The organism is Cellulomonas bogoriensis 69B4 = DSM 16987, assembly GCF_000767165.1.
Classification (GTDB): Bacteria; Actinomycetota; Actinomycetes; order Actinomycetales; family Cellulomonadaceae; genus Actinotalea; species Actinotalea bogoriensis.
This window is the reverse complement of the sequence record NZ_AXCZ01000090.1, coordinates 1-11,062: the sequence shown is the minus strand read 5'-3', so window position 1 is coordinate 11,062 and position 11,062 is coordinate 1. Positions and strand designations below refer to the sequence as shown.

At 73.2% G+C, this 11,062-nt stretch carries 9 protein-coding genes; 1 reads left to right on the top strand and 8 read right to left on the bottom strand.

Annotation, left to right across the window (positions count from 1 at the left end):
- The 8 genes from N869_RS09290 to ileS all read right to left on the bottom strand — a co-directional run.
- A partial coding sequence (locus N869_RS09290) for a chromosome segregation SMC family protein (protein ID WP_035060606.1) occupies positions 1-1,056 on the bottom strand: 1,056 nt, incomplete at its 3' end.
- 9 nt (positions 1,057-1,065) lie between these two features.
- Positions 1,066-1,506 carry a nucleoside-diphosphate kinase gene (ndk, locus tag N869_RS09285; protein ID WP_035060604.1) on the bottom strand — a complete coding sequence of 147 codons (441 nt, stop codon included), beginning with the start codon at positions 1,504-1,506 and terminating at the stop codon, positions 1,066-1,068.
- A gap of 9 nt (positions 1,507-1,515) precedes the next feature.
- Positions 1,516-1,947, bottom strand: a complete 432-nt coding sequence (locus tag N869_RS09280) for a DUF4233 domain-containing protein (RefSeq protein ID WP_084136802.1) — start codon at positions 1,945-1,947, stop codon at positions 1,516-1,518.
- 34 nt (positions 1,948-1,981) lie between these two features.
- Entirely contained in the window at positions 1,982-2,692 is a 711-nt protein-coding gene (dhaM, locus tag N869_RS09275; protein WP_035060602.1) for a dihydroxyacetone kinase phosphoryl donor subunit DhaM, read from the bottom strand.
- The gene (gene dhaL / locus N869_RS09270; RefSeq protein WP_035060600.1) at positions 2,689-3,324 is read right to left on the bottom strand and encodes a dihydroxyacetone kinase subunit DhaL; all 636 of its coding nucleotides are present in this window, start codon (positions 3,322-3,324) and stop codon (positions 2,689-2,691) included. Before dhaL ends, dhaM begins: the two co-directional genes overlap by 4 nt.
- Positions 3,325-3,387: 63 nt before the next feature.
- Positions 3,388-4,380, bottom strand: coding sequence for a dihydroxyacetone kinase subunit DhaK (gene dhaK, locus N869_RS09265; RefSeq protein ID WP_035060598.1), 993 nt, complete (start codon positions 4,378-4,380; stop codon positions 3,388-3,390).
- A 21-nt stretch (positions 4,381-4,401) separates the two neighbouring features.
- Entirely contained in the window at positions 4,402-5,760 is a 1,359-nt protein-coding gene (locus tag N869_RS09260; RefSeq protein WP_052105302.1) for a bifunctional folylpolyglutamate synthase/dihydrofolate synthase, read from the bottom strand.
- The gene (gene ileS, locus N869_RS09255; RefSeq protein ID WP_035060608.1) at positions 5,757-9,011 is read right to left on the bottom strand and encodes an isoleucine--tRNA ligase; all 3,255 of its coding nucleotides are present in this window, start codon (positions 9,009-9,011) and stop codon (positions 5,757-5,759) included. The genes N869_RS09260 and ileS overlap by 4 nt, the downstream gene beginning before the upstream one ends.
- A 324-nt stretch (positions 9,012-9,335) precedes the next feature.
- Between ileS and N869_RS09250 the strand changes: the two genes are divergently transcribed.
- A complete protein-coding gene (locus N869_RS09250) occupies positions 9,336-10,985 on the top strand; it encodes a GGDEF domain-containing protein (RefSeq protein ID WP_156968468.1) in 1,650 nt (549 codons plus the stop codon).
- The last annotated feature ends 77 nt before the right edge of the window (positions 10,986-11,062 follow it).

Here is an 11,062-nt window from a genome sequence, read left to right as displayed (position 1 = left end):
GGCGCGTGCGACGTCGACCTCGGCGGCGATCTCCGCCTCCGCCTGGCGGGCGCGGACGGCCTGGGCCTCCAGGTCAGCGGGGTCACGTCCCGGGGCCTCGTCCACCGCCGACCCGAGCAGGCGCAGCCGCTCCCCGGCCAGGGTCGCGGTGCCGCGCAGACGTTCGCGGACCGAGGACAGCCGGTACCAGACGTCGGTCACCTCAGACAGCTCCGGTGCTGCGGCAGCGGCCTCGGCCTCCAGGTCCGCGAGCCTGCGACGTGCCGCGGTCGAGGCCTGCTCGACGTGCTCCAGCCGCGCCCGCAACGCGGTCTCGTCGGCGATCTCCTGCTCCAGGGACGCGGTCAGCTGGGCGAGGTCGTCGGCCAGGAGCCGGGCCCGGGCGTCGCGGACGTCCGCCTGGATCCCCTGGGCCCGGCGGGCGACCTCCGCCTGCTTGCCGAGGGGGCCCAGCTGGCGGCGGATCTCCGCGGTGAGGTCGGTCAGCCGGGTCAGGTTCGCCTGCATCGCGTCCAGCTTGCGCAGCGCCTTCTCCTTGCGCTTGCGGTGCTTGAGGACGCCGGCGGCCTCCTCGATGAACCCGCGCCGGTCCTCGGGGGTGGCCCGCAGCACGGCGTCCAGCTGCCCCTGGCCCACGATGACGTGCATCTCCCGGCCCAGGCCCGAGTCGGACAGCAGGTCCTGGATGTCCAGGAGCCGGCACGAGGAGCCGTTGATCGCGTACTCCGACCCGCCGCTGCGGAACAGCGTCCGGGAGATCGTCACCTCGGTGTAGTCGATCGGCAGGGCACCGTCGGTGTTGTCGATCGTGAGGCTGACCTCGGCACGCCCCAGAGGGGGCCGACCGGAGGTGCCCGCGAAGATGACGTCCTCCATCTTGCCGCCCCGCAGCGACTTGGCCCCCTGCTCACCCATCACCCAGGCCAGGGCGTCCACCACGTTGGACTTGCCCGACCCGTTCGGGCCCACCACGCACGTCACACCGGGCTCGAACCGCAGCGTCGTCGCCGACGCGAACGACTTGAAACCCCGCAGGGTCAGGGTCTTGAGGTGCACGGGCAGAGCCTAGGAGGCCGCGGGCGCCAACCCCGGGAACCACAACCCGATCTCACGCGCGGCGGACTCCGGGGAGTCCGAGCCGTGCACGAGGTTCTGCGTCACCGCCACGCCCCAGTCCCGTCCCAGATCACCGCGGATCGTGCCGGGCGCGGCCGACGTGGGGTCCGTGCTCCCCGCGAGGGACCGGAAGCCCTCGATGGCGCGGTGCCCCTCCACGACGACGGCGACGACCGGGCCCGAGGCCATGAACTCGACCAACGGGCCGAAGAACGGCTTGCCCTCGTGCTCGGCGTAGTGGGCGCCGAGCAGCTCGCCGTCCGCGGTCCGCATCTCGAGGGCCACGAGCGTGTAGCCCTTGGACTCCACGCGGCGCAGGACCTCCCCCACGAGCCCGCGCCGGACCCCGTCGGGCTTGACCAGGACCAAGGTGCGTTCAGCAGCGCTCATGCCAGCACCCTAACGGCCACGCACCTGGTGACCGCGCTCCAGACGCTCCCGGTCGATGCGCGCGCCGAGCCTCAGGGCCACCACCCACAGCACCACGAACACCGCGCCGACGACGAACATCATCGGGACCGCGACACCGACGGCGAGCACCGGGACCTGCAGCGCCGAGCCCGCGACGTACCCCGCGGGCCAACGCAGAAGCCCCGCGACGAGGACGAGACTCACCAGGAGCACACCCCCCAGGAGCCACACGACGCCGGCCGGCGCCACCCGCAGCCCGAAGGCCACCAGGGTCGCGAACAGGACGACGAACGCCTCCAGCACGAGGATCGTCCCCGCGAACTGCCGCCGCGCCGATCGGTGCACGACCGGCCCGGGGGCGTCCGGAGCGCCGCCCGGGGCCTGGGACGGGTCACCGGGCCGCGAGGTGGGGCTGCTCATCGCGCCAGGGTAACCACGTGAGGGCCGGCGCCACTCACGCGTCCGCGAGCCCTGCCCGGACCAGCTCGGCGACCGCGGCGACCGCCTCGCCCGCACCGGGGCCCTCACCGGCGACCGTCAGCTCCTGACCGTCGCGGGCACCGAGCTTCATCAGCGCCAGGACGCTCGCGGCGTTCACACCGTCGACCGTCACCGGCACCCCCGTCGCGCCGACCGCCCTGGCCAGCAATGCAGCAGGCCGGGCGTGCAACCCGTGCGGGCTGCGCAACGTCACCGTCACCGTCACCGCGTCGGTGCCGACGCCCACGTCGGACCGTCCTCGACCCTGCCCGGCACCCGGTCCGTCCGGGAGGACGGGGCCGAGCGCCGGGACCGCGCCCGTGGCCGCCCGCGCGACCTCGTCGGGACCGGACCCCAGCTGTGCCTGCACCGCGGCCGCCACCGCACCCTCGACCAGCGGTCCGTCCGGGGTCCGCACCCGGGCAGCCGCGTCGGCCTCGAGCAGCTCCACGGCCGTCTCGGCCGCCATCACCGCCGAGCCCAGGTCCGTCAGGACCACCACGTCGAGCCCGTCACCCAGGCACCCGTCGACCGCGTCGGCGACGGCGGCCACGCTCGTGCCCAGGCCACCGTCCAGACCCCCGACCGGGACCACCAGGACGTCCGGGGCCATCTGGCGAGCCATCTCGGCGCAGCCCTGCGCCACCAGGGCCGAGTGCGACACCACCACGAGCGCGACGCTCATGACGACTCCGCGGCTGCGTGCGCCGCACGCAGCAGCATCGCGGTCGACGCGGCACCGGGGTCCATGTGACCGGCGCTGCGCTCACCGAGATAGCTGGCGCGGCCCTTGGTCGCGACCATCGGCACGGTCGACCGTGCGCCCGCCTCGGCGGCGTCCGCCGCTGCGGCCAGCACCGCGACCGGGTCCGCCCCCGCACCCTCGGCCTCCTGCGCGGCGCCCACGGCTGCGGCCCACGCATCCACCATCGTCTTCTCGCCCGGAGACGCCCGTCCCCGTGAGACCACGCCCTCGAGCGCCGCCTCGAGCATCGCCACGACGGCGGCGGGGCTGAGCGACGACACACCGCTGATCTTGGCCGCACGCAGGAACGCCGTGCCGTACAACGGCCCTGCGGCCCCGCCCACCGTGGACATCATCGTGGTGGCCACCAGACGCAGGACCTCGCCGACCTGGTCCGGCACCGGCACCTGCCCGAGCTTGACCTGGACGGCCGACAGACCCCGGGCGAGGTTCTCACCGTGGTCGCCGTCACCGATGCGACGGTCGAGCTCGACGAGGTGCTCGCGCTCCGCCACGACCACCTCGGCCGACCATCGCGCCCACCGCACCGCCCACGCCGCATCCAGTGCCATGCTCCTCCTTCGTCCGACGACGCAAGCCTGCCACGAGACCGGTGCCGTGCCGCACCACCGCCCTCACCAGCGCAGCGCGGGGGTCCGGACCGGCGCGTCCCACAAGGCCATGAGCTCGGGGTCCAGGCGCAGCGTCGTCACCGACGCCCCCTGCATGTCCAACGAGGTCACGAGGTTCCCGACCGAGGACCGGGCGACCCGCACACCCGCGTCCTCGAGATGACGACGGGCGCCGCGGTACACCACGTAGAGCTCGGACAACGGCGTCCCGCCCATACCGTTGACCAGCAGGAGGACCTCGTCGTCGCCACCCAGAGCCAGGTCCTGCAGCAGAGGCTCCACCAGGTGGCCGGTCAAGGCGTCCGCGGGCTCCAGGGGCCCCCGCCGGCGTCCGGGCTCACCGTGGATGCCGACACCGATCTCGACCTCGCCCTCGGCCAGGTCGAACCCGGGCCGGCCCACGTGCGGCACCGTCGCGGCGGCCAGGGCCACCCCCATGGTCCGGACCTGGCCCACGACCCGTTCGGCGACCGCCACGACCTCGTCCAGCCCGTCACCACGCTCAGCCGCAGCACCGGCGATCTTCTCGACGGGGACCACGCCGGCCACACCCCGCCGTCCGGCGGTGAACGTGGACCCCTGGACGGCGACGTCGTCGTCGACCAGCACCGTCCGCACCGCGATCCCCTCGTCCTCGAGCAGCTCGGCCGCCGTCTCGAAGTTGAGCACGTCACCGGTGTAGTTCTTGACCACGTGCACCACACCGCGCCCACCGTCGGCCGCGCGCGACGCCGCGACGATGGCGTCCGGGGTGGGCGAGGTGAACACCGGCCCCGGCACCGCTGCGTCGAGCATGCCGTGGCCGACGAATCCCACGTGCAACGGTTCGTGGCCCGTCCCCCCGCCGCTGACCAGCCCCACCTTCCCCGACGCGCGGTCGCGGCGGGTCACGAACCAGGGGTCGCCGTGCACCTGGACCAGGTCCGCGTGCGCGGCCCCGAACCCCTCCAGGACGTCGGGGACGAACCTGTCCGCCTCGTTCATGAGCTTCTTCACCGGACCGCTCCTCCCGTCGACTCAGCCCCCACCCAGGAGCACCCTGGCCTCCGCCACCACCGTGATCGACCCGGTCACCAGGACACCGGCACCGGTCGGCGAGCCCGTCGTCGCACCCTCGGCAAGGTCCACCGCCCGGGCCAGGGCCTCGTCCAGCCTCTCGGCGGTGTGGACGCGGTCCTCGCCGAACACCTCGACGGCGACCTCGGCCAGCTCCTCCACACCATAGGACCGCGGCGACCCCGACCGGGTCACGACCACCTCGTCCAGCAACGGCTCCAACGGGGCCAGGATCTGCTCGGCGTCCTTGTCGTCGAGCACCCCCACCACCCCCACGAGGCGCTCAAAGGTGAACGCCTCCTCCATCGCCGCAGCCAGCGCCTGGGCACCGGCCGGGTTGTGGGCGGCATCCACCAGCACCGTCGGTGAGGACCGCACGAGCTCCAGACGGCCCGGGGAGTCCAAGGTCCCCAGCGCGGTCTCCACCGCGCCGGCACCCAGGGCACCGCCGTCGCGCAGCAGCGCCTCGCACGCCGCGAGCGCCAGCAGGACGTTGCGGGCCTGGTGCTCCCCGTGCAGCGGGACGAACACGTCGGTGTAGAGCCCGCCGGTGGTGCGCAGGGCCAGCAGCTGGCCGCCGACCGCCACGTCCCGGGCGGCGACCTGCAGGTCGATGCCCTCGCGCAGGACGCGGGCACCCTTCTCGGCTGCTGCCGTGAGGATGACGCCCTCGGCCTCCGGACGTTGCTCGGACATCACGAGGGTGCACCCGTCGGTGAGGATGCCGGCTTTCTCCCCTGCGATGTCGACCAGGTCGTGACCGAGCCACCGCTCGTGGTCGTGGGAAACGGGGGTGAGGACCGCGACGTCGGCGTCCACGACGTTGGTGGCGTCCCAGGTGCCGCCCAGGCCCACCTCGACGACGGCGACGTCGACGGGGGCGTCGGCGAACGCCGCGAACGCCATGACGGTGAGGACCTCGAAGAAGCTCAGGCGTGGGCCACCGGCGGCCCGGGACCGTTCGTCGACCATGTGGACGTACGGGGCGACGTCCTGCCACACCTCGACGAACCGCTCGGGGGTCAGGGGCCGGCCGTCGACCGAGATGCGTTCGGTGACGCTGCTCAGGTGCGGGCTGGTGTACCTGCCGGTGCGCAGGCCGTGCTCGCGCAGGAGCCGTTCGACGGCGCGGGCGGTGGAGGTCTTGCCGTTGGTACCGGTGACGTGCACCACGCGGTAGGCGCGCTGGGGGTCGCCGAGCAGCTCGCACACCTGCAGGACACGGTCCAGGGTGGGTTCGAAGTCGTGCTCCGGCGCCCTGTCGATGATGGCGGCGTAGACCTCCTTGAGCGCCTCGTCGGCGCGGGGGTCGTCGGTCACGGGGTTCCTCCTGCGACGGTGACGGCCGCGCCGGTGGTCGCGCCGGCCGTGAGGGTCACGTCGACCGCGAGGGTCTCGCGGGCGATCATCTCCTGGTGGGTGCGCACCGCGTCCAGGTGCTCGGCAGGGACGGTGAGGGTCAGGTGGATGCGGTCGCTGATCTGCAGGCCGGCGGCCTTGCGCTCGTCCTGGACCACGCGCACCGCGTCCCGGGCCAGGCCCTCGGCGCGGAGCTCGTCGTCGAGTGCGGTGTCGAGCAGGACGACGCCGCCGTCCCGGAGCACGGCCGCGACCCGGTCGGCGCCGAGCCCCTCGGCGACGACGGTCGTGAGGTCGTACTCGCCCTCCTGGAGGGTGACCGTGCCGTCGGGGGTGCGGACCGCGACCCCGTCGGGGGTCTGCTCCCAGTCCCCCGCCTTGGCGGCGCGGATGACGGTCTGGACCTGGCGCCCGATGCGGGGCCCCAGGGCCCGTGCGTTGACGGCGAGCCGTGAGGTCACGCCGAGCTCGGCGGGCCCCACCTCGGCCAGGTCCACCAGGGTGAGGTGCTTGACGTTGAGCTCGGTGGCGACCAGGTCGCGGTAGGGCTCCAGCGCTGCCGGGTCGGCGACGGCCACGGCGATCTCGCGCAGCGGCTGGCGGACCCGCAACCCGTTGGCCTTGCGCAGGCCCAGGGCCGCAGAGACGATCTGGCGGACCTGGTCCATGGCCTGGACGAGTGCGTCGTCGGCGGTGAGGTCGGTGGTCCGGGGCCAGTCGGTCAGGTGCACGCTGCGTCCACCGGTCAGGCCACGCCAGACCTCCTCACCGAGCAGCGGCGCGAGGGGGGCGATGACGCGGGTGAGGACCTCCAGCGCGGTCCACAGGGTGTCGAACGCGTCGGCGTCCTCGGCCCAGAACCGGTCGCGCTGGGTGCGCACGTACCAGTTGGTGAGCACGTCGAGGTGGTCGCGCAGGGCCTCGCACGCTGCGGCGAGCTCGTACCCGTCCAGGGCGGCGGTCACGGTGCTCACCAGGTCGTGGGTGCGGGCCAGGAGGTACCGGTCCATGGGCGGCAGCCCCTGCGCGCGGTCCGGGGTGACGGGCTGCGCCCGGTAGCCCTCGCCGCCGGCGGCCGCGCCCGCGTACAGGGTGAAGAAGTAGTAGGTGCTCCACAGCGGGAGCAGCACCTGGCGCACCGACTCCCGGATGCTGTCCTCGGCGACCACGAGGTTCCCACCGCGCAGGACCGGGGACGACATCAGGGTCCAGCGCACCGCGTCCGAGCCGTACCGGTCCCACATCTCGGTGGGGTCGGGGTAGTTGCGCAGAGACTTGCTGGCCTTGCGGCCGTCGTCGCCCAGGACGATGCCGTGCGAGAGGGACGTGCGGAAGGCCGGACGGTCGAACAAGGCGGTGGCGAGCACGTGCAGCGTGTAGAACCAGCCGCGGGTCTGCCCGATGTACTCGGTGATGAAGTCGCCCGGGTAGTGGTGCTCGAACCAGTCGGAGTTCTCGAACGGGTAGTGGACCTGGGCGAACGGCATGGCACCGGAGTCGAACCACACGTCCAGCACGTCCGGGATGCGTCGCATCGTGGCCCGGCCGGTGGGGTCGTCCGGGTTGGGCCTGGTCAGCTCGTCGATGTACGGGCGGTGCAGGTCCGGCTCGCCGGCCTCGTTGCGGGGCACCCGCCCGAAGTCGGCCTCGAGCTCGGCGAGCGAGCCGTACACGTCGGTGCGGGGGTGGGCGGGGTCGTCGCTGACCCAGACCGGCAACGGAGTGCCGAAGTACCGGTTGCGGGAGATCGACCAGTCGCGGGCCCCGGACAACCACTTGCCGAACTGCCCGTCCTTGATGTGCTCGGGCACCCAGGTGATCTGCTGGTTGAGCTCGACCATGCGGTCGCGGAACTCGCTGACCCGGACGAACCACGACGACATCGCCTTGTAGATGAGCGGGTTGCGGCACCGCCAGCAGTGCGGGTAGGCGTGGTCGTAGGTCTCGTGGCGGACGACGACGGCGCGCTGGGCCTCGGCGACCGCGGACAGCGGGCCGTCACCGGACTTCAGGTCGGCGATCACCTGGGCGTTGGCCTCCAGGACCTGCTGCCCGGCGTAGTCGCGGACCTCGGCGGTGAACCGGCCCTTGGAGTCCACGGGTACGACGGGCTCGATGCCGGCGGCGTCGCACACGACCATGTCGTCCTCACCGAAAGCCGGGGCGAGGTGGACCAGACCGGTGCCGTCCTCGGTGGTGACGAAGTCACCCAGGAGGACGCGGTGGGCGTGGGGCCGGCCCTCGAAGTACCCGAACGGGGGCGTGTACCGGCGCCCGGCCAGCTCGGCACCGGTCAGGGTCTCCAGGACGGTGGGCTCCTCACCGATCTCACGGGCGTAGGACCACAGGCGCGCGGCGGCCAGGACCAGCCGCTCACCTGCGAGCGCCGAGCCCTCCTGGGGGACGACCACCACGTAGTCGATGTCGGGACCGACGGCGATGGCCAGGTTCGACGGGAGCGTCCAGGGTGTCGTGGTCCAGATCAGCGCGAGCTCACCGGTCTCCAGGCGGACACCGATGGTCAGGGCCGGGTCCTGCCGCTGGGCGTAGACGTCGTCGTCCATGCGCAGCTCGTGGTTGGACAGCGGGGTCTCGTCCCGCCAGCAGTACGGGAGCACCCGGTAGCCCTCGTAGGCCAGACCCTTGTCGTGGAGCTGCTTGAACGCCCACAGGACCGACTCCATGTAGGTGACGTCGAGGGTCTTGTAGTCGTTGTCGAAGTCGACCCAGCGGGCCTGACGGGTGACGTACTCCTGCCACTCGTGGGTGTAGCGCAGCACCGAGGTGCGGCACGCCTCGTTGAAGGCGGCGATCCCCATCTGGTCGATCTGGGCCTTGTCGGTGATGCCCAGCACGCGCTCGGCCTCGAGCTCGGCCGGCAGCCCGTGGGTGTCCCACCCGAAGCGCCGCTCCACCCGCCGGCCCCGCTGGGTGCGGTAGCGGCCGACGACGTCCTTGACGTACCCGGTCAGCAGGTGCCCGTAGTGGGGCAGGCCGTTGGCGAAGGGCGGGCCGTCGTAGAACACGAACTCGTTCTCGCCCTGGGCGCCCGCGGGGCGCTGGTCCACGGACGCCTGGAACGTGCCGTCGGCCTGCCAGTGGTCCAGGACCTGGCGCTCGACGTCGGGGAGGTCGGGCGAGGCGGGGACCGGCGCGGGCGTGCCGACGTCGGTCGTGCGGTGCAGGGGGTAGACCACGGGGTGGCTCCTCATCGTCACGGTGCTGGTGCTGCAACGTGCGAGGACGACGCCGGGACGCCGCGGTACCACCTCGCTTGCCCCCGGACCGTGGCCCGGCGACCGCTCGACTGAGGCTGTGACGGGCCCACCCGTCCGGTTCTACTGGGGCCCGCGCGCGAGCCTGTTCTTCCGGAGGCTCGCCGGTGATGGCCGGGTCGACGCCTGTGGTGGCCCAGTGTAGCCGGGCGGGAACCGGGCCCAGCGGCCAGGTTCGCCCGGGCGGTTCCTCATCCCTGGCCTCTGGCTACCGATCACTCTAGGAGCGCGTGGACGCGCAAGGAGAGGAGTACTCGGGTGATGCCGCCGGTGGAGGACCAGGTCCGCGACGACGCGGCCGCCACGGCTCCCGACTGGGCCGTGCTCCTGGAGGACCTCGAGCTGCTCGTCGACTCGGACGCGGCCTCCTGCGCGCGCCGGGCGGACGAGGGCATCGCCCTCGCCCAGGTGCGCGGCGACCGGGACGCCGAGATGCGCCTGACCTACTACGCGGCCGTCGCCCGTCACCTGCTCGGCGACGACCGCAGGTCGCTCGAGCTCGCCCAGCACGCCGAGGAGCTCGCGGACCACCGGGGCGACCTGGTGTGGCAGTCCCGGTCACTGGCGTGCCGGGGACTGGTCCACCACGACCTCGGGGACGTCGAGGACGCCGTCGACCTGCTGACACGGGCGGTGGACCTGGGGCGCGAGGCCGGCGACATCACGGGGACCGCGGAGATCCTCAACTCGTTGGGAACCGTCTACACCGGCATGGTGCAGTTCGCCCCGCAGGCCGCCCAGGTGCTGACCGAGGCGCGTCGCCTGTGGCTGCAGGCCGGCGACCCCGACCGGGCGTCCATCGCCCTGACGAACCTGGCCAAGACCTACGTCGTGACCAGTGGCAGGCTCGCCGAGACGAACCCCCGCGGGGCGCTCACCGCGGCCCGGCACGCCCTGGGGATCGCCCATCAGGCCGTGGACGAGGCCGACGCCGCCGGGCTGAGCCGGACCGCCGTGGACGCCCGGCTGGCAGTGGTCGGGGCCCACATGGTCGCCGGGGACCTGCCCGCCGCCGGCAAGGTCCTGCAGGCCACCCGCGCGATGCTGGTGCGCTTCCCCGCGCCCCGGCAGCTGCTCGCCCTGCACCGGGTGCGCGGACGGTGGCTGGTGCGCTGCGGTGAGCCGCTGGAGGCCGTGGAGGTCCTGACCGAGGGCCTGCGCCTGTGCGATGAGCTGGACCGACCCGGGGAGCGACCCGAGCTGCTGCGTACCCTGGTCACCGCCCACGAGGACCTGGACCAGACCGTGGAGGCCCTGGAACGTCTGCACGAGCTGTACGAGCTGACGATCCGGCGCAACCAGGCGGTGGCCGAACGGCGTGCAGAGCTCCTGAGCTCACGGCTGGAGGTCGAACGCGCCGAGAGGGTCGCCGAGGCCGAGCGGAAGCGGGCCGCGGCCCTGGAGCAGCACAACGCGAGGCTCGCGCACGAGGCGTCGCACGATGCGCTCACAGGGCTGGCGAACCGGCGCTCCCTGGACCAGACCCTGGCCCGCTGGACCGAGGCGCACCCGCGGGACTTCGCCGTCGCCCTGCTCGACATCGACCACTTCAAGCACGTCAACGACACCTACTCCCACCAGGTCGGGGACGAGGTCCTGGCGCGCATCGGCGCCGAGCTGCGCGGCACCCTGCGCACCGGCGACGTCCCCGCACGGTACGGCGGCGAGGAGTTCGCCCTGCTGCTCGACGGGGTGCAGGCCCTGGGCGCGATGGAGACCTGCGAACGGGTCCGTCAGGCGATCGCAGCCCTGGAGTGGGGCGACCTGATCGGTGGCGAGCACGTCACGGTGAGCCTCGGCGTGGCGACGGGCGGCGCGGGGACCGACGCCGGCGAGCTCCTGTCCCGCGCGGACGCCGCCCTCTACCAGGCCAAGCGCGCCGGCCGGAACCAGGTGCGCCTGGCGGAGTGAACGGCGGTTGCGGGCGCAGCTGGTCGCTGGCCTAGAGTGGGCGCCGGACCCCGGACCGCCCCTGGCCCGGAGCAGCG

Coding starts and splice junctions, on each gene's coding strand:
- ndk (WP_035060604.1), bottom strand. CDS start 1,506: ATGAGCGCTGCTGAACGCACCTTGGTCCTGGTCAAGCCCGACGGGGTC.
- N869_RS09280 (WP_084136802.1), bottom strand. CDS start 1,947: ATGAGCAGCCCCACCTCGCGGCCCGGTGACCCGTCCCAGGCCCCGGGC.
- dhaM (WP_035060602.1), bottom strand. CDS start 2,692: ATGAGCGTCGCGCTCGTGGTGGTGTCGCACTCGGCCCTGGTGGCGCAG.
- dhaL (WP_035060600.1), bottom strand. CDS start 3,324: ATGGCACTGGATGCGGCGTGGGCGGTGCGGTGGGCGCGATGGTCGGCC.
- ileS (WP_035060608.1), bottom strand. CDS start 9,011: ATGAGGAGCCACCCCGTGGTCTACCCCCTGCACCGCACGACCGACGTC.
- N869_RS09250 (WP_156968468.1), top strand. CDS start 9,336: ATGCCGCCGGTGGAGGACCAGGTCCGCGACGACGCGGCCGCCACGGCT.